Origin of the sequence: Pseudomonas sp. R2-7-07, from assembly GCF_003852355.1 — a bacterium.
Taxonomy (GTDB): Bacteria; Pseudomonadota; Gammaproteobacteria; order Pseudomonadales; family Pseudomonadaceae; genus Aquipseudomonas.
This window is the reverse complement of record NZ_CP027759.1, coordinates 3,640,642-3,657,249: the sequence shown is the minus strand read 5'-3', so window position 1 is coordinate 3,657,249 and position 16,608 is coordinate 3,640,642. Positions and strand designations below refer to the sequence as shown.

19 protein-coding genes are annotated in these 16,608 nt (G+C 58.4%); 12 read left to right on the top strand and 7 right to left on the bottom strand.

Features of this window, described 5'->3' with window-relative positions; all coding sequences use genetic code 11:
- The first annotated feature begins 6 nt into the window (after positions 1–6).
- Both C4J86_RS16670 and C4J86_RS16665 read left to right on the top strand, forming a co-directional pair.
- Positions 7–1,590, top strand: a complete 1,584-nt coding sequence (locus C4J86_RS16670) for an FAD-dependent oxidoreductase (protein ID WP_124371212.1) — start codon at positions 7–9, stop codon at positions 1,588–1,590.
- 177 nt (positions 1,591–1,767) lie between these two features.
- Entirely contained in the window at positions 1,768–2,190 is a 423-nt protein-coding gene (locus tag C4J86_RS16665) for a RidA family protein (RefSeq protein WP_124371211.1), read from the top strand.
- 6 nt (positions 2,191–2,196) lie between these two features.
- Here the strand turns inward: C4J86_RS16665 and C4J86_RS16660 are convergent, their stop codons facing one another.
- The 5 genes from C4J86_RS16660 to C4J86_RS16640 all read right to left on the bottom strand — a co-directional run bounded on the left by C4J86_RS16660 (position 2,197) and on the right by C4J86_RS16640 (position 5,700).
- Positions 2,197–2,769, bottom strand: coding sequence for an HD family hydrolase (locus C4J86_RS16660; protein WP_124367567.1), 573 nt, complete (start codon positions 2,767–2,769; stop codon positions 2,197–2,199).
- A gap of 86 nt (positions 2,770–2,855) precedes the next feature.
- Positions 2,856–3,413, bottom strand: coding sequence for a helix-turn-helix transcriptional regulator (locus C4J86_RS16655; RefSeq protein WP_124371210.1), 558 nt, complete (start codon positions 3,411–3,413; stop codon positions 2,856–2,858).
- 33 nt (positions 3,414–3,446) lie between these two features.
- Positions 3,447–4,277: a 5'-nucleotidase, lipoprotein e(P4) family gene (locus C4J86_RS16650; RefSeq protein ID WP_124371209.1), complete on the bottom strand. Its 831-nt coding sequence runs from the start codon at positions 4,275–4,277 to the stop codon at positions 3,447–3,449.
- Positions 4,278–4,316: 39 nt separating this feature from the next.
- Complete coding sequence (locus tag C4J86_RS16645; protein ID WP_124363466.1) at positions 4,317–4,553, bottom strand: hypothetical protein; 237 nt, start codon at positions 4,551–4,553, stop codon at positions 4,317–4,319.
- Between the two features lie 70 nt (positions 4,554–4,623).
- Positions 4,624–5,700 carry an aldo/keto reductase gene (locus C4J86_RS16640; RefSeq protein WP_124371208.1) on the bottom strand — a complete coding sequence of 359 codons (1,077 nt, stop codon included), beginning with the start codon at positions 5,698–5,700 and terminating at the stop codon, positions 4,624–4,626.
- A 491-nt stretch (positions 5,701–6,191) separates the two neighbouring features.
- Here C4J86_RS16640 and C4J86_RS16635 point away from each other — a divergent pair, with 491 nt between their 5' ends.
- The 8 genes from C4J86_RS16635 (at position 6,192) to C4J86_RS16600 (ending at position 13,484) form a co-directional block, all read left to right on the top strand.
- Positions 6,192–7,163, top strand: coding sequence for a cysteine synthase family protein (locus tag C4J86_RS16635; RefSeq protein WP_124371207.1), 972 nt, complete (start codon positions 6,192–6,194; stop codon positions 7,161–7,163).
- Positions 7,141–7,701, top strand: coding sequence for a phosphoribosyltransferase family protein (locus tag C4J86_RS16630; protein ID WP_124371206.1), 561 nt, complete (start codon positions 7,141–7,143; stop codon positions 7,699–7,701). Before C4J86_RS16635 ends, C4J86_RS16630 begins: the two co-directional genes overlap by 23 nt.
- Before the next feature lie 19 nt (positions 7,702–7,720).
- Positions 7,721–8,638: a DMT family transporter gene (locus tag C4J86_RS16625; protein WP_164487779.1), complete on the top strand. Its 918-nt coding sequence runs from the start codon at positions 7,721–7,723 to the stop codon at positions 8,636–8,638.
- Entirely contained in the window at positions 8,635–9,882 is a 1,248-nt protein-coding gene (locus C4J86_RS16620) for an ATP-grasp domain-containing protein (protein ID WP_124371205.1), read from the top strand. Before C4J86_RS16625 ends, C4J86_RS16620 begins: the two co-directional genes overlap by 4 nt.
- Positions 9,883–10,023: 141 nt before the next feature.
- Positions 10,024–10,650 carry a glutathione S-transferase family protein gene (locus tag C4J86_RS16615; protein ID WP_124371204.1) on the top strand — a complete coding sequence of 209 codons (627 nt, stop codon included), beginning with the start codon at positions 10,024–10,026 and terminating at the stop codon, positions 10,648–10,650.
- A 16-nt stretch (positions 10,651–10,666) separates the two neighbouring features.
- Complete coding sequence (locus C4J86_RS16610) at positions 10,667–11,587, top strand: LysR family transcriptional regulator (protein ID WP_124371203.1); 921 nt, start codon at positions 10,667–10,669, stop codon at positions 11,585–11,587.
- Positions 11,587–12,471, top strand: coding sequence for a LysR family transcriptional regulator (locus C4J86_RS16605; protein ID WP_124371202.1), 885 nt, complete (start codon positions 11,587–11,589; stop codon positions 12,469–12,471). Before C4J86_RS16610 ends, C4J86_RS16605 begins: the two co-directional genes overlap by 1 nt.
- A gap of 80 nt (positions 12,472–12,551) precedes the next feature.
- A complete protein-coding gene (locus C4J86_RS16600; RefSeq protein ID WP_124371201.1) occupies positions 12,552–13,484 on the top strand; it encodes a pyridoxamine 5'-phosphate oxidase family protein in 933 nt (310 codons plus the stop codon).
- A 28-nt stretch (positions 13,485–13,512) separates the two neighbouring features.
- Here the strand turns inward: C4J86_RS16600 and C4J86_RS16595 are convergent, their stop codons facing one another.
- On the bottom strand, positions 13,513–13,755 hold the full coding sequence (locus C4J86_RS16595) for a hypothetical protein (RefSeq protein WP_124435714.1): 243 nt from the start codon (positions 13,753–13,755) through the stop codon (positions 13,513–13,515).
- Positions 13,756–14,038: 283 nt separating this feature from the next.
- On the opposite strand from C4J86_RS16595, the gene C4J86_RS16590 reads away from it, so the two are divergent.
- Positions 14,039–14,986 (top strand): type III secretion protein, encoded by a 948-nt coding sequence (locus C4J86_RS16590; RefSeq protein ID WP_177412750.1) that lies wholly within the window; start codon positions 14,039–14,041, stop codon positions 14,984–14,986.
- Positions 14,987–15,103: 117 nt separating this feature from the next.
- Complete coding sequence (locus tag C4J86_RS16585; RefSeq protein WP_256681705.1) at positions 15,104–15,979, top strand: hypothetical protein; 876 nt, start codon at positions 15,104–15,106, stop codon at positions 15,977–15,979.
- 151 nt (positions 15,980–16,130) lie between these two features.
- Here the strand turns inward: C4J86_RS16585 and C4J86_RS16580 are convergent, their stop codons facing one another.
- Positions 16,131–16,439, bottom strand: coding sequence for a DUF6124 family protein (locus tag C4J86_RS16580; RefSeq protein ID WP_124371199.1), 309 nt, complete (start codon positions 16,437–16,439; stop codon positions 16,131–16,133).
- Positions 16,440–16,608 lie beyond the last annotated feature (169 nt).

Genomic DNA, 16,608 nt, shown 5'->3' with positions numbered 1-16,608 from the left:
GCGAACATGACACTGACACGACGTGAAGCGCTGTCCAGCATTGCTGCAGTCGGCGGCGAAAAGGCGGTCGAGGATGCGCTGGCCGCATTGGGCCTGGGGCCGTCTTCACACCGGCGCCCGCAACCGCTGAAACTCAAGAACGGCGTGGGGCAGGGCACCCGCGTGCTGGTGCTGGGCGCCGGGATTGCCGGGCTGGTCAGCGCGCTGGAACTGAGCCGGGCCGGGTTCACCGTGCAGGTGCTGGAGGCGCGCGACCGCGTGGGTGGGCGCACTTGGACCCTGCGCAACGGCGACCGCGTGGACTACAAGGATGGCCGCTCGCAAACCGTGGCGTTCGATCCGGGCCAGTATTTCAACGCCGGCCCTGCGCGTATTCCCAGCCAGCATCGCACGATCCTCGACTATTGCAGCGAATTGGGCGTGCCCCTGGAAGTGCTGGTCAACAGCAGCCATGGCGCCCAGGTGCGGCCCGACCTGCAGCAACCGGCGTTCACCGTCGGCCAGGCGGTCAACGATGCACGCGGGCATCTGTCCGGCTTGCTCGCCAAGGCGGTGCAGCGTGATGCGCTTGACGACGTCTTGACCCTTGATGAACGCACGCGACTGCTCGCGTTCCTGCAGGTGTATGGCGACCTTTCCCAAGCGCTGGCGTACGAGGGCAGCTTGCGTTCCGGCCACCTGGAATCGCCTGCGCACCCCGGTGCACTGCCAGCCAGCGCGCGGCCGCTCGATCTTGAACGCCTGCTGCATCCAGAGCTGTGGGGCGCGCTGCTGCACACCGAATTCCCGGAGTTTTCGGCAACCATGTTCCAGCCGGTGGGCGGCATGGACCGGATCACCGAGGCGTTCTACCAGCGCGTGCGCGAGCAGGTGCAGCTGGGCGCACAGGTACGGCAGATTCGCCAGTTGGGAGACGGCGTCGCGGTGACCTATCACGACCAGCACAGCGGCCGTGAACAGGTGGTGCGCGCTGATTACCTGGTCTCTACCTTGCCGCTGCCGTTGCTGGCCAAACTCGACACCGACTTCAGCGACCCGATCAAGGCGGCCTTGCTCAGCACCCGCAGCGACCAGGCAACCAAAGTGGCGTGGCAATCGCCGCGCTTCTGGGAAACCGATTATCGCACTTATGGCGGCCTGTCCTGGGTCGAACACCCGGCGCGCTTGCTGTGGTACCCGAGCAACGACCTCAATACCCGCGAAGGCGTGCTGGTGGCCGGTTACGTCACCGGGGAGGGCGCCGACGTGTTCGGCGCGCAGTCGTTCGACGCGCAATACGCCGCTTCCCGGCACGCCGTGGAACTGCTGCATCCCGGTTACTCCAGGCACCTGCGCCATCCGTTGGCGGTGTCCTGGGAGCAGATCCCCTACAGCGAAGGCCCGTGGCTGCAACGCGAACACTTCCCGGCCGATGCCAGCGCGCTGCTCGAACAGGCCCACGGCCGCGTGTACTTCGCCGGCGACGGTCTGGTGCAAAGCGGCGTGGGCATCTGGCAGGAATCGGCGGCCAATTCGGCGCGGCATGTGGTTGCGCAACTGGCCGAGCGCGTCACCCAACAACGACAGATCGCGGCCGTGGCCGCGTCATGAGACTGCGCTGTCGTGGCGAGGGAGCTTGCTCCCGCTGGACTGCGTAGCGGTCCCAATCGTGTTGAGCTGGGAGCTGGGTGACCGCCATCCCGGCCCAGCGGGAGCAAGCTCCCTCGCCACAAAGGGTATGGGGCAGCCTTCGAGATTTGTGTAAACCTTCAATCAAGGAGCAACACCATGAGCGACAGTATCCAACGCACCAGCGTCGGCGATTTTCCCATCTCGCAAACCGTGACCGTACCGGCCTCGGCCAGCCTGATCTTCGTCAGCGGCACCTTGCCGGACCTGGCCGACCCGAACGTCCCTGGGGTTTACGGCAACACCGAAGTGCAAACGGTTTCGGTGTTCAACAAACTGCGCAAAATCCTTCAGCAGCAGGACCTGGACCTGGGCGATATCGTGCAGTTGCGGGTGTTTTTGGTGGGCGCCGCTGAAACCGACGGCAGGTTGGATTTCGCCGGGTTGCAGCGCGGTTATACGCAGTTCTTCGGCACCCTCGAACAACCGAACAAACCGGCGCGCACCGCGTTGCAGGTGGTGGCGCTGCCCCTGCCGGGGGCGTTGGTGGAAGTGGAGGCGGTGGCGGCCAGGGCCGGGTGATGTCAGTCACTGCGCGGCGTCGAGGCGTTCCTGGGTAGCGCGGTCGATCAGCGCACGCAGCGCCTCGAATAAGGGCTCGGCATCCGTATGTTTCTTGCCGTATGCCAGGTTGAAAGCGTAATCGAAATCCGGCGGGTTGAGGCCCTGGGTGTGCTGCAGCAGGGTCTCCAGCTTGTCCATCGCCTTGACGGCTTTGGCTTCCGGCGACAGTGCGTTCTCGTAGTCATCCCACAGCGTCAGAATCTGGCTTTTCAGGGGCCCATCCAGGGCTTGGGTCAACTGCAGCAGGTCGCGCCGCTCCTGCTCGCCCTTGTTGGGAAACGCCGCCTGGCTGACTGCTGGAATGTCACCGTTAATGGCTTCGCCCAAGTCATGGATCACGCACATCTTGAGGATTTTAAGCAGGTCCAGGCCGGGCAGTTGATCGGCGAACACCATCGCCATCAGGCACAGGCGCCAACTGTGTTCGGCGGTACTTTCCGTGCGTCCCGAAGCGGTGTGGGCGCTTCTGAGCACGTCCTTGAGTTTCTCGGCTTCGCGCAGAAAGTCGAGGCGGCCTTTGATTTTTTCGAAGTCCATGACGCTGCCTCCATCAGGTTGATGATGCAGGTAAGCCTAGGTGCGCTGGCGCGGTGCGTCCACGCATAAAAAATGCACGAGGCCGGTCAGAGCGTCTCGACCAGACGCGCGGCGCTGCCATCGCTGAGGATCAGGCGTGTCCAGCGACACAGGCTTGGGCGGATCGGCACGAGGCTGGAGTCGTTGCTGCCGGTGCTGAATTGAAGCGCTGGCGGCGCCTGGTTCTCGCGCCAGCCGGTGTGATCCAACGCGGCTTCCACCTGGCGGATTTCCGCTGTCGCATAACGCCACAGCGATTGGCCCATCAAGTCGACCAACGGGCGGCTGAACTGGGCGGCGCGGGAGGGCGAACAGGCCAGGAGGCGGTGCGTCAGGTCGCACACCAGGTGTACGGCGCGCGAGCTGTCTCTGACCAGCCCAGCCAGGGCCTGATCAGCTGCGGTGTCAAGCCGAGCGGACAGCAACCGTTCCAGCTGTTGATGCGCGGCAGCGTCCATGGCTTGCAGGCCATTCTCCCAGCGGGACAACGTCGATTGGTTTACGTTGAACATCTGTGCGGCATGGGTTTGCTTGACGCGGTGTAACAGGCGCCATCGGCGCAGCGCAATGCCCGGAATGGCGGGCTGGAGTATCAGGGCGGGCATTTCGCGTTTCCTCGTCAATGACAGGCCGGCGGGCTACAACTGCAATGCCTGCTGTTTGAGCCTGCGCTTTTGCTCGAATGGCAACGTCTCATTATCCCCATACGGCGCGCTGTACCAGTTGCCGTAAGTCGGATTGGGCAGCAGAAACCAGCGCTGCCCCAGCCAGTTCACATAGGGCGCCACTGCCTTGCGCTGGGCCGCCAGGGTGTTGTGCTCGGCCTGTACGAAATCCCCCAGGGAATCGCCGGCCATCAGCAGCACGCGCGCGTGGCTGGCGACCCATTGGCGGCGGCAGGTCTTGCCGTAGCCGGCGCTTTCGCAATGGCCGATGGGGGTGCTGGCGGCCAGGATCTGTTCGTCGCGCTCGATCGGAAAACCACGCAAGCGCAGGTTTCTGACTGTGGCCGCGACCTGGCTGTGTTCGCGGTTGGTGAGGTAATAGACCTCGATGCCTTTTTGCCGAGCCGCCTGCAGGAACGCCACCGAACCGGGCAGCGCCTGGGCCTTGGCTTGATCGACCCAGGTGTTCCAGCGGTCATAGGAATAGACCTGGTTATGGATAATGTCACGGGCATTGAGCGGCACGTTGTCCAGCAGGGTTTCGTCGATATCGACCACCACGGCCGGGGGCAATCCTTTCAAATCCCGTGCAGGCAAGGGCAGGGCGTCCCAGGTGGGATCGGCCAGGGCTGTATCGAGTTGGCGGGTAGCGTTGGCGAACAGCTGGCGGTAGATCAGCTCGTGCTCGATGGAGGTTTGGGTCCAGAGCACGGCGTCGAGCTGGTCGTTGGCCGGTGGGGTTTGCTGGCAACCGGTGAGGGCAATGGATAAAAGGCAGGCGCTGGCGAAAATCAGGTTGCGCATTGAAAGGCTCTCAGCGATGGGTAGGCTCAATCATAAGCGCTACCCGTCGGCCTTGCGATCAATCCAATGGGTCTTGATGCCCTTGGCCCAGGCCACCGTATAGAAACAACTGAGCAGCACGATGCCCCATTGCTCGGCATTGATCGACGACCAGAACCAGAACGGCTGGCCGGCCATGCCGAACAGGCAGGCGTAGCGGCGTACGTGCAGGCGTTTGCTTTGGCTGAACCAGATAGCGACGACGCCGAGGGCGGCGATCATGATTTGCGCGATCAAAGCGATCTCCTTGATCAAGGTGAGAGGGCACAGGCCCCTCCCACCTGTTGAACGGCTGTGTCGCCGAAGGTTATTTGTCCTTGCGCGCATCCATGGTTTTTTGATGCTCGGCAAGGAACGGCTGCTCCGCCGGATCGAAGCGATCGATCCCTGCGGTAAACCGGTGCCAGTACGGATACAGCGGCTGGCGACGCGTCACGGCCTCGATGCGTGAGGATTGCTCCTCGGTCAGCTTCAGCTCGGTGGCGGCAAGGTTGTCGCGCAGATGCGCCTCGGTGCGGGCGCCGACGATCAGCGAGGTGATCCCCGGGCGATCCTTGAGCCACGCCAGGCAAGTGCGCGCCACCGAGACCCCGTGTTCATCGCCCACGGCAGCCAGGGTTTCGATGATGTCCAGCGCGCGTTCCTGGTCGTGCACGTAGGGTTCCGGCCAGTCGCTGCCCTGGCGGGTATTGGCCGGTGGTTTATGCCCGCGCCGGGTCGAGCCGGTCAGCAGGCCTTCACCCATCGGTCCCCACACCAGCGTCCCGACCTGCTGGTCCAATGCCAGCGGCAGCAGCTCGTACTCGGCCTCGCGGGATTCGGGGGTGTAGTAGATCTGCTGGGTGATCGGCTTGAGCATGCCGTGCAACTCGGCCTTGCCCAGGGTTTTCATCATTTGCCAGGCGGTGAAGTTGCTGGTGCCGAAGTAGCGGATCTTGCCCGAACCGACCAACAGGCGCAGCGCCTCGAGCGTCTCTTCGATGGGGGTCAGGCCGTCCCAGTTGTGCAGTTGGTACAAGTCGATATGGTCGGTGCCCAGGCGCTTCAAGCTGGCTTCACAGGCGCGGATCAGGTGATAGCGCGATGAGCCGGAATTGTTCGGGTTCTGGTCCACCGGGCTGCGGCCCTTGGTTGCCAGCAAGATGTCGTTGCGCTTGTCGCCCAGGGCTTTACCAACCACTTCCTCGGCCAGGCCATGGGAGTACAGGTCGGCGGTATCGATCATATTCACCCCGGCATCGAACGCGATATCGAACATACGCCTGGCCTGGGGCACGTCCACCGCACCGCATTTCTCGAACTCGGCGCGACCGCCAAACGGCACGGTGCCCAGGATGATTTCCGAGACCAGCAGGCCGGAATGACCCAGTTGTCGGTATTGCATGTTGCCTCCTACTTTGCGTTGCACGTGAAGGTGTGAACGATGAGAGTGGCGATAGTTTGAATTTTTTCGTGAAAACTTCGCGCCACAGGTTGTTGGTGAGGCAATCAGGAATCCCACCGCCTCCCCGGCATGAGGACTGGCGCGGTTCGACCCGTGATTGATTTTTGCGGCAGCGCCAGTGTTGGGCACGGTAGGGGTAGTGCTGTTGATGTACCGGCGGTGGTTCTCGGGCAGTCATCGGACTTTGCAGGAGCGGTTTGAGGAGTGCGCTTGTAAGTTAAAAGTACTGTAGGAAAGTTCCTTAGTGTATGTATTAATAATTAACCCCAAACGTAGTTTTTGGGCGTTTTGCTAGAAAGTTCTTACCTACATTTCTTCAGGCGAATAGATGGGTGTTTTACCTGTGCCTACCTATCCGTTTTGCTAGCTATTATTTTTTCGAATGATTTGCTAGCGTTTGAGGCTACCGCAACGTGTTCAGGGGTTTGGAGATGGAGCTGGAGGATATTGGCAACACGCCGCTAGTCGAATTGGCGTCGCTTTCCGAAAATGGGAATAGGGTCTTTTCCAAATGCGAGTTTCTGAACCCTTCCGGAAGTCATAAGGATCGAACGTATTTAAATATTGTGAGTCGACTGGAAGAGGCCCGAATTATTAAGCCGGGTATGACGCTGATTGACTGCTCTACTGGAAATGGAGGCGCCGCACTGGCTTGGATCGGCAGATTAAAAGGCTACAAAGTAAAGATATTTATGCCTGAAGGTATGACTGAGGAGCGGAAAGCGCAGATACGCTCTTATAATGCTGAAATAGTGGAAACTCCAAAAGAATTGTTCTTGTCGGGTTCAGTGCTCCAAGCGAAAGCTTACTTGTCGGAAAATCCGTCTGAGAATAGCTATTATCTGGATCAGTCCAGTTGTTTGTTGAATAAAGACGGTTGGAGGGTCTGTGGCAATGAAATAATTAGGCAGTTTGGTGTGCAGAATGTCGTGCCTGATTTTTTTGTATGCTCAATTGGCACAGGGGGCACGTTCTCTGGTATTGCTGAGGTATTAAAGCAAGCGTACGGCGAAATTATAACGATAGCGTTGGAAGTTAGTAGTTCGGCGCCTTTGTTCTCACAGAGAAATAAACTGCCGTTTAATCATCGTCCCCATAATTTAATGGGGTTAGGCGCGGGGGTGATGTCGCCTAATACAGATCCCGATCTAGTTGATGAAGTAAGGGTGGTTGATGGCTCTGGCACGTGGTCTCGGATGAAACAGTTTATTAGGGCAGAAAAGCTCCCCATTGGACCCACCTGTGGCGCTAATCTGCTGATGTGTGATGAGCTCGTTCGAACGCTCAAAAACAAGACCATAGTTACCGTGTTTTTTGATAGTTCCTGGAAATACGCGAGCCGTTGGGATGGGCTCTACCCTGAGTACAGTGAGGTGAACTATGTTACTGGAAGAGATTTATAGAAAAGCCAACGTCGTATGGTCAGGGAAATCACTTACCACCGTGAACGAGTTTACTGATCAGATACCTGCATTGCGGCCAGAAGTTCTGATGGAGGTTGCTCATAAAGTAATCAAAGTTATGAATCATGATATTTCGAAAATTGTCACAGAGGAGGATAAGGGTGTGGCATTGGCGACCACCGTCTCTCTATTAACAGGCATTCCCTTAGCCATAGCAAGGTGGTATTCCTATAGTCTTGGTGGTCTCAATGAGCAAGTGGTTGCTATTGAATCGGAATACTTTCAAGGGCAGCTCTATCTCAATGGAGTTGAGGCGGGTGATCGAGTGGTCATTATTGATGACACATTAAGTTCTGGTGGTGCGGTCATTGCATTGGTCGAAGCTGTAAAAGCAGCTGGGGGTGAGTTGGTAGATATCGTATGCGCCGTAGAGAAGGTTGGAAACGGTGGGGCTGATAATGTAAGGAGAACGACGGGGCTTGCCGTTAAAACAATTATGAAAGTGGCGGTTAGCGAGAATGGGGTGAGCATTGAATGAAAACCATCGAGCGCGCTAAATGTTAATGCAACGAACCGGATTGATCATCGGCTTGGTATTTTGCTTGATCAGTGCAGCGTTCGACGTCTACGTTGCGTTGATCACCCAATCGATCAGTACGCTGAACGTTATCTTTTATTGTTTTATCACATCAGCCTGTTTTTTTGGTGCTTGGGCGTTCTTTCGAAATATGCGTTCGCTGTGCTCCAAATTAAGAGCCCAATGGCCATTGGTTGTGATGGTCAATCTTGCGGTTCTACTCAATTGGGGAGGGCTGTTCTACGCGCTGCGTTATCTCGAACCTGCAGTAGTTGGGGTTGCCTCGGTAGCCTGTGGTCCTGCACTCACATTGGTTATTTCGTTGCTTAACAAACGTAGCGTCAAGGTTGCTCTCGCGGATGCGCTGGTTTCATGGCTGGTACTCATCTCGGTAGCGATCATGTTGTTTAATTCCTTTATGGGGGACAGTGGTGTAGTCACCACCACCGGCGGGCAGCGAGTCCTGGGTATTGCTAGCGTATTGGCGTGCGCGTTGGGCACGGTCATGTACACGGTTTTCTCCAAGGAAATGTTCGCTCGCCAATGGTCTGTCTACGAGATTCTGGGTATTAGGAATATCGCAATGGTTGGCGTTTGTGCCGTTGCAATTCCTGCCACGGGGGGCAGTTTTTTACTCGATCGTGAGTTGATTCCGCCTATGGCGGTGCTGGTGGTGTTAGGGCATTTGCTGCCTATTTACCTGATCCAGAAAACTATCTATTACCTCGCGCCTATTCACGTTTCCCTGGTATTGCTGACGCTTCCTGTATTTGTCTTGTTGCTGCAGTACATGGATGCGAGAGTTGAATTCTCCTTTGCCAGCGTTGCAGCGGTTACTGTGATTGTTTTTTTGCTGTTGGGCAGGGCGTTGCATGCATTGAAAAGGGAGGTTGTATGAGAGTCGTCATGGTCGATGGGTTTTCATCCGGGAAGTTCTTGGCGAAGCGATTGAAGGACGAAGGCTGTGTACTGGTGCATGTGGCTTCATCAGAAACGCTGGACAGTTACTATTACAAGGGTTTTGACTGCGCGCTCTATGAGCAGATGATCGTCAATCGTGATTTTGCAACGACTTTGGCGGAAGTCCAACGCTTCAAACCGCAGTTCATTCTTGCAGGCGCAGAAACGGGTGTGCTCCTGGCTGACTATCTGAATGAGCGATTGCAACTGCCTTATCGCAATCATTTCGACAAAACCAACGCGCGTCGAAACAAGTACGAAATGATCCAGTGCATAACCCAGGCGCAGATTCCGGCTGCACGGCAGTTCATGGCTGGTTGTTGGGAGGCTGCTCAACATTGGATCGATGAGCACGGACGTTATCCGGTGGTCATCAAACCCCTCGAAAGCGCAGGCGCCGATGGTGTGTTTATCTGTGAAGATAGGCACGCCTGCAAGGCTGCTGTGGAGCGTCTGTTGGGGACGACCAATAAGTTGGATATTCCTAACACCCAAGTTCTTATTCAGGAATACCTGGCGGGGCTGGAGTATGTGGTGAATATGGTCTCCCTCAACGGACAACAGCTTGTTACTGAAGTCGTACGTTACCAAAAGCAGCGAACGCCGAGCGGTGGCATTCTCTACGACATCGATGAACTGATGGGGTCCGATTCGCCGATTTATCCAGTGCTTGTCGACTACACACGAGCAGTAGTGCGGTGTCTCGGCATTCAAAACGGTCCTAGCCATGCGGAGGTCATGTTCACTGAAGACGGGCCGAAATTAGTGGAAATTGCCGCCCGCACCGACGGCATTCTTCGACCAGACGTCTCAAGGAAAACCACTGGCCTTGGACAGATCGACGCTGTGGTTTTATCCCTCCTGCAGCCGGAGGTCTTTCGGCAGCGGTTGGCACGGAAGGTTGATTATCGGCGCCTGCAACATGCCTACAACGTTTGCTTGATCAACCGCTCAGAAGGCAGCTTCGAAAAGGATGGTTTTTTGCAACAACTGCTCAAGCTCGAGTCGTTTTTCGAGGCAGTGTTTTACGTTGAGAACGGCCAGCCGATCGGCGTGACCCAGGATGTATTCAGTCAGCCGGGCACAGTGTATTTGGTTCATACCGACCCAGTGGTGATCGAGGCGGATTACCGCAGGATTCGCGCACTCGAATTCCAGGGAGCTTATCTGACTGCCGGCTAGCAGCGTCAGCGCGGAATCGCGTTATTGTTTCATTATCTGAAATGCTGGATTGTACAATCTGGTAATTCCGCTGACGGTTGGTACATAAGAAGATTGCAGCCATCGACACGATATTCGGTCGACAACGCCCTGGAGTCCGTCATGCCCGCAATCAAACTGTATGGTTTCCCCTTGTCCGGCCACTCCCATCGGGCCGAGCTGATGCTGTCCCTGCTGGGCCTGCCCATGGAATTTATCCTGGTGGACCTCAAGCAAGGCGCGCATAAATCGCCCGAATTCATTGCCACCCTTAACCGCTTTGGCCAAGTGCCGGTGATCGACGATGGCGGGACGATACTGGCGGACTCCAATGCCATCCTGGTCTACCTGGCTGCCACCTATGGCAACGGCCAGTGGTTGCCCGCTGATCCGGTCGGGCAGGCACGGGTGCAGCGTTGGCTCTCGGCTGCGGCCGGTCAATTGCATGCCGGGCCTGCCACTGCGCGGTTGGCCACGGTGTTTGGCGCCGACGTGGACGCGGACGTCGCCATCAACCGTGCCCATGCACTGCTGAACGTAATGGAGCAGCAACTGGGCGAGAGCCGCTTCCTGGCTGGCGATTCGCCGAGCATTGCCGATATCGCGTTCTACACCTACACGGCGCATGCGCCGGAAGGCAATGTGTCGCTGGCCGACTATCCTCAGGTGCGCGCCTGGCTGGCCAGCATTGAAGCGCTGCCGGGTTTCGTCGGCATGCCGCGCACGGCGGCGGGTCTGCAATCAGAGTAACCAGCAAGGGGCGTCGATGGACCGTTTTCATGAAATGCAGGTGTTCCTCGCGGTGGCCGACGAGGGCGGCTTTGCCGCCGCCGCACGGCGTCTGAACACCTCGCCGCCCAGCGTGACCCGGGCGATTGCCGCCATGGAACAACGCATCGGCACCCAGCTGCTGGCGCGCACCACCCGCAGCCTGCACTTGACCGAAGCCGGGCAGCGTTACCTGGAAGACTGTCGGCGCATCCTCGCCGAGCTGGACGAGGCCGAGGAAGCGGCAGCGGGCAGTTATTCGATCCCCTGCGGGCAACTGAACGTGACCGCCCCGGTGCTGTTCGGCGAGCTGTTCGTGGCGCCGACGCTGGGCGATTATCTCGACCGCTTTCCCCAGGTGAGCATCAATGCGCTGCTGGTCGACCGTGTGGTCAATATGAGCGACGAAGGCGTCGACGTGGCCGTGCGCATCGGTCATCTGCACGAGCCGGGGCAGCAGGCGATCAAGGTCGGCGAAGTGCGCCGGGTGGTGTGCGCATCGCCCGCTTACCTCGACCGGCATGGGCGACCCCAACGGCCTGAACACTTGCGTGAAGCGAAGATCGTGGCCTCATCCGCCAGCCAACGCCTGGATGAATGGGCATTTGTCGACGCCGGCCAGGCGCTGACGGTAGCTATCGAGCCGCGCCTGGTGGTCACTGCGAACAACGCCGCGATCAACCTGGCGCGCCTGGGCTGGGGCATGACGCGGGTGCTGTCCTATCAGGTGGCGGCGGCGGTGGCGGCGGGTGAGCTGGAGCTTGTGCTGCAGGATTTCGAGCCGGCAGCGCTGCCGGTGCAGGTGGTATTCCAGAACAACGGGCGAGTGCCGGCCAAGGTTCACACCTTCGTCGATTTCCTTGCCGATCGGCTGGGGCGTGACGTGGCCCTGAAACCGCTGATTAAGCCGCGCGACTGATGGAACGTTATCGCGATATGCAGTTGTTCGCGGCGCTGGCCGGGCAACCGAGCCTGGCGGCGGCGGCGCGCGTGGCGCAGGTCTCCGGCCCGACCCTGGTGCGGGCGATTGCGCGTCTGGAAGGGCGTTTGCGCGTAACGTTGTTGCAGCGCAGTACCCGTGGGGTCAGCCTGACCGACGCGGGCGATGCCTATATGGCCGACTGTGTGCGGCTGCTGGCGGCGGTGGAGGCGGCTGAAGCTTCGGCCAAAGGGTTGCATAGCCAGGCCCAGGGCAATCTGCGGATATTCTTGCCGTTGCTGTTCAGCCGCTATGTGATGGCGCCGGTACTGGCCGCGTATATGGACCGTTACCCGCAGATACGTGTGGTGGCTCACTATCACGACTACTACCCGAACCTGCACGAAGAAGGGCTGGACGTGGCGGTGCTGATCGGCGAGTTGCCCAGCTCGTCATTGATCGCACGGCCGGTGGGGCATGTGCGGCATATCCTCTGCGCCAGCCCCGGTTACCTGGCCGCCCACGGAGAACCGCAGCATCCCGCCGCCCTCAAGCAGCATCATTTGATCGCCAATACCGACCCGGTGCAGTGGGACTTCGCGCACTATCAGCTCAAGGCCCGCGCACGGCTGCGCTGCGCCACGGTGCAGGGTTCCATCAATGCGGCCTTGACGGGGGCAGGGCTGCTGCGTTGCCTGAGCTACCCGGTGCACGAGCACTTGCTGAGCGGCCGGCTGCGTCGCGTATTGCCTGGCTTTGAATTGCCTGCGGTACCGGTGCAGGTGGTGTATCGCGAAGGTCGCCATGCGTCCATGCGCGTGCGCAGTTTTGTCGATGACTGTGTAGCGGCCTTGCGCGAGCACCCGGCGTTTCAGTTGGAGTAACAGTGGATTGCCTGGGGTGGTCATTCTCTCGGCGACAGGTCAGGCGCAGCATCCAGCTATCACAACGAGAGGTGAACGCCATGAACGCGATCGACGCATCCCCCTGGCATAGCGGCGAAAGGCAACTGCAGGAAAGTGCCGGCGTGGCCGAACGCATGGCCGTGATCGGCCCCAAGGTGATACGCGATCACCTGCCGGAGCAGCATCGCGATTTCTTTCCCTTGTTGCCTTACCTGATGCTGGGCGTGGTGGATGAACACGGCATTCCATGGGCAACGATGCTCGAAGGCGCGCCAGGCTTCGCCCATTCGCCTGATCCGCAGCGGTTGCAAATCGACAGCCTGCCCTGCAGAAGCGATCCCGCCGGGGCGGGCCTAGCGGTCGGCGCGTCCGTCGGCGTGCTCGGTATCGACTTGAACACCCGCCGTCGCAATCGCATGAACGGGCGCATCGGCGCGCTGGATCACGACGGCTTTGCGGTGGACGTGGTGCAGAGCTTCGGCAACTGTCCCAAATACATCCAACTGCGACCTGTCGATACCATTGCGCGCCAACCTGGCAGCGTGGCTGAGCGCAGCGACAGCCTGGATGGCGCTGCACACACAATGATCCGCAATGCCGACACCTTCTTCGTCGCCAGTTATGTCGACCTGCACGGCGAGCGCTCGGTGGATGTTTCCCATCGCGGCGGCAGCACCGGTTTTGTGCGGGTCGAGGGCAATGTGCTGACCATTCCGGACTTTGCCGGCAACCTGTTCTTCAACACCCTCGGCAACCTGCAAGCCAACCCGCTGGCGGGGTTGTTATTCATCGATTTTGAATCGGGTGACGTACTGCAAGTGGCCGGGCGTACTTCGCTGATCCTCAGCGGGCCGCAAGTGGCCGAGTTCGAAGGGGCGCAGCGGTTATGGACGGTGACCGTGGAACAGGTGGTCCGCCGTCCGGCAGCATTGGCCTTGCGTTGGCAGTTCGCCGAGTTTTCGCCCTATAGCCTGGCGATGGGAAGCTGGTAGCCAGGCGCGGTCTGGCGGGCGCTGGAGGTCAAATGTGGGAGGGGGCTTGCCCCCGATAGCGGCGGTTCAGCTGGCTCATTTGTGGCTGATGCACCGCCATCAAATCGCTTGCGGCAGCTGAAATTGCGCTGAGGATTGTTCGGATGAAAACGTCGCCGTTGAGGAATTGTCCGATGGAAATCAGCTGAAATAGAAGGACGTTGTTACCTGTTACGCCTCTGATATCAGGAACCTTTCCCACTGGCTTGCCACGCATGAGGACTTGTTGCATCAAGACCGACGGTGTCGGTTGGCAAGTAATGTTTCCTGAATCGCAGTGTGAGTTGCCTGGTGCGATTCCCATCCTTTGCTAAATGAGGCTATACAAGATGGTCACGCTTAACACGTCTGACACTCGACAGGCTTATTGCGCCTATGCAACGTCTGCGCAAGTTGAAAACACACAGGGCCCTTCAACTTCCGATCGATTCAATCGTTTCGGACAAGTGCCAGCTCATCATGCGATTGGTCGAACTGTCCAGTCGAGCGGTAATGATCGAGGAACAGCTGAGCTGTTGAACTTACTCACGACGCTGGTAACAACACTTAAAACGTGGATGAACGAGGGAAGTTTGCCTCCCACCCCACAGCCACCCGTGACCGTAATACCCAAACCGTTTATTCCCAGGCCGCCGGTCGATATCGCGCCGATCCCCGATGCCGCGCAGCCCAGTAGAAGCCGATGGAAAGAACAACTGGCACCGTTCATGAATCGGTCAGATCTGGCCAGTAGCCGAAACGCTTTCGATACTGAACTTATTGAAATGTTTTCCGATAACAACAGCGAGCCGTCGAACACGTTTTTGTCTGAAAAAGCCCCAGGGCAAAAACCCGACGATATCCGCAACGGGCTGCGCGCCACCTATGAGAACTTTCCCTACCTGGGTACCACGGGCAGAGAAGAACACGTGGCGGCGATCAAGGTGGCCATGGCCACCTTCGGGCAAAATCCAACCGGGGTGTTCACGCAAGTCGTCAAGAGTGGAGATGGCTATAACGTCACGATGAAAGACGGCTTCAAGCTGCATATCACCGGTGAAGAGCTGCAACTGGCGGCCAAGGCGGCGAAATTCAGTGGCGGCGATGAAGGCATGGTCAAGGATGCGCAATTTCTGTTTGGGGTAATGAGCAAGCGTCAGCACCTGGAGCAGGCGCGCAACAATGCAACGGACCCGTTCTACAGCATTTATGGCAAGGACAGCGCTTACCACGCCCACCGTACTTATCCGGGGGTACTGGCGGCAGCGGGACAGGGCATCGGCGGCGGCGCGGCGTTGTCGTACCTGGGCCTCAAAGAACATATGCAGATCATCGATGCCAGTGCACTGGGCGCGCGCGTCGGGGTGCCATTGGACAAGGGCGAGCGACACAAGAATGGTGCGCTCTTTGATGGGGTCATGGAGGGGCAGTTATATAACCAGCCCGTTTCGCCGTCGTTGAAGGTTGTAACGCTTAGCGATTGAATGGGATAAGTACAGCGTATTAAATCTGCTTATTGTCATTGGAACACTGGGCCATGGTGATTATGGCGCTCAAGTTTCGTGCGCCTTTTTTTAAGTCAATTATGTGAGTGACTGAAGATGTTAGTGCCTAGCGTTAGTTATGCTGCGCCTGGTTTTGCCGAGGCAAGTGCCGCCGTCATTTCTCCAGGTTCCTCGATTGAAGTTGCACGCGCCGGAGCGGCTGAACAGTTAAGTGGGCTGGTCACGGAGTTGGGGCGTTTATTAGTACTGCTGTCAGCGCGATTTAAAACGCAAGTCGACGTGAAACCCTCGCCTGACCCGATGGATAATCTACCTTATGATAACGACTCAGTGAATGAACGGCCCGTCGATAATCGCCACGACTTCCTGAAGGGAACGTCGACGAATAGGGGCGTCAAACCTGCTGATATTTTCAAGGACTTCTATCAGTTGCAGGAAGGCAACTGCGTGACGATATCCGCCATTAAAGCCGCCATGATGAGATTCGGTCACAACCCTCACGGTATTTACACCTCCGTCCACGCCACCGACGCCGGCTACCGTATCGTCATGCGTGATGGGTTCAAGCTGGACATCACCCGTGATGAGTTGCACCAGGCCCAGGCCGGCGCGAACTTCGGCGCCGACCGACCCAATGATGTACTGGTCAATGCGCAGTTCTTATATGCCGTCAGCGCCAAGCGCGCGTATCTCGAAAATAACGACGGCACGGCCAATCAGAGCTTTGCCGCCGCGATGCGCAGTTTGAATGATGGCGAGTATCCGGGGCAGGCGTTGCGTCGCCTGGGCTTAAAGAACTTCGTTGCCCCCGCAACCGTCCAGGACTTCCTCAACGGAGCCAGCGGCACGATAGCCGACTTGCGTCATTCAATGGCAGTGGTCGACGGCTTTTTGGATAGTTATGGGGACAAACAGCAACTGAATGGACGCGACTGGAACGGCTATTCCTATATCGGCCTGAAGTTGCTCTAGCGCGACCGCCAGGCTCGGTGGCTCGCCCCACGCATCGCCCAACGCGGTACACAGATTCACCTGCGCGACCCTTTTTTCTCGCGGCAGCAAAGCCAGTCAATCAAGAAACAGCGCTGAGCCGTGGCGAGGGAGCACGCTCCCTCGCCACATTTTATGAGGTTGTCTTCAACGGCCTCATACACTCGATGGAGCGATCCACGGTTGTTTTGGCAATCTCCAGCAAATGCCACACCGCCAGGATCTTCGCCCGCTCAGGGCTGCTCAGCAACTCCCCGCAATCCAACGCCGTCGCCGAAGCGCTGTCGAGCAAGCTGGCGGTGTAGAGCAGCGCATCTTCGAAGCTCAAATCTTCGTTGACGCTGTGGAATCCTTGGGTGGGCAGGTAATGGTCGATGGCCCGGTTGAACGCAGCGCGGTCTTTGGCGGGATCGAAGGGTGGATCGGGGAGGACTTTGTTCATGGTGTAGCTCCTTGTGAGTATTGGAGCCGACGCCTCTCGCGACTAAACGAAGGTGGCGGCTGTACGCAGGTTAGTCGACCGGCCACAAGGAAATCCGGCGCGCCCGAAGGCGCCCTGCGCACAGCCACCATAAAACTCCATGTGACCATGCGCCTTGTGACATACCGAG

Bases quoted from the DNA above. Each gene is read 5' to 3' on its own strand.
- C4J86_RS16595 (WP_124435714.1), bottom strand. From the start codon at position 13,755: ATGCAACAAGTCCTCATGCGTGGCAAGCCAGTGGGAAAGGTTCCTGAT.
- C4J86_RS16640 (WP_124371208.1), bottom strand. From the start codon at position 5,700: ATGCAATACCGACAACTGGGTCATTCCGGCCTGCTGGTCTCGGAAATC.
- C4J86_RS16620 (WP_124371205.1), top strand. From the start codon at position 8,635: ATGAGAGTCGTCATGGTCGATGGGTTTTCATCCGGGAAGTTCTTGGCG.
- C4J86_RS16635 (WP_124371207.1), top strand. From the start codon at position 6,192: ATGGAGCTGGAGGATATTGGCAACACGCCGCTAGTCGAATTGGCGTCG.
- C4J86_RS16650 (WP_124371209.1), bottom strand. From the start codon at position 4,277: ATGCGCAACCTGATTTTCGCCAGCGCCTGCCTTTTATCCATTGCCCTC.
- C4J86_RS16605 (WP_124371202.1), top strand. From the start codon at position 11,587: ATGGAACGTTATCGCGATATGCAGTTGTTCGCGGCGCTGGCCGGGCAA.
- C4J86_RS16655 (WP_124371210.1), bottom strand. From the start codon at position 3,413: ATGCCCGCCCTGATACTCCAGCCCGCCATTCCGGGCATTGCGCTGCGC.
- C4J86_RS16625 (WP_164487779.1), top strand. From the start codon at position 7,721: ATGTTAATGCAACGAACCGGATTGATCATCGGCTTGGTATTTTGCTTG.
- C4J86_RS16585 (WP_256681705.1), top strand. From the start codon at position 15,104: ATGTTAGTGCCTAGCGTTAGTTATGCTGCGCCTGGTTTTGCCGAGGCA.
- C4J86_RS16600 (WP_124371201.1), top strand. From the start codon at position 12,552: ATGAACGCGATCGACGCATCCCCCTGGCATAGCGGCGAAAGGCAACTG.
- C4J86_RS16610 (WP_124371203.1), top strand. From the start codon at position 10,667: ATGGACCGTTTTCATGAAATGCAGGTGTTCCTCGCGGTGGCCGACGAG.
- C4J86_RS16615 (WP_124371204.1), top strand. From the start codon at position 10,024: ATGCCCGCAATCAAACTGTATGGTTTCCCCTTGTCCGGCCACTCCCAT.
- C4J86_RS16670 (WP_124371212.1), top strand. From the start codon at position 7: ATGACACTGACACGACGTGAAGCGCTGTCCAGCATTGCTGCAGTCGGC.
- C4J86_RS16665 (WP_124371211.1), top strand. From the start codon at position 1,768: ATGAGCGACAGTATCCAACGCACCAGCGTCGGCGATTTTCCCATCTCG.
- C4J86_RS16660 (WP_124367567.1), bottom strand. From the start codon at position 2,769: ATGGACTTCGAAAAAATCAAAGGCCGCCTCGACTTTCTGCGCGAAGCC.
- C4J86_RS16630 (WP_124371206.1), top strand. From the start codon at position 7,141: ATGTTACTGGAAGAGATTTATAGAAAAGCCAACGTCGTATGGTCAGGG.
- C4J86_RS16580 (WP_124371199.1), bottom strand. From the start codon at position 16,439: ATGAACAAAGTCCTCCCCGATCCACCCTTCGATCCCGCCAAAGACCGC.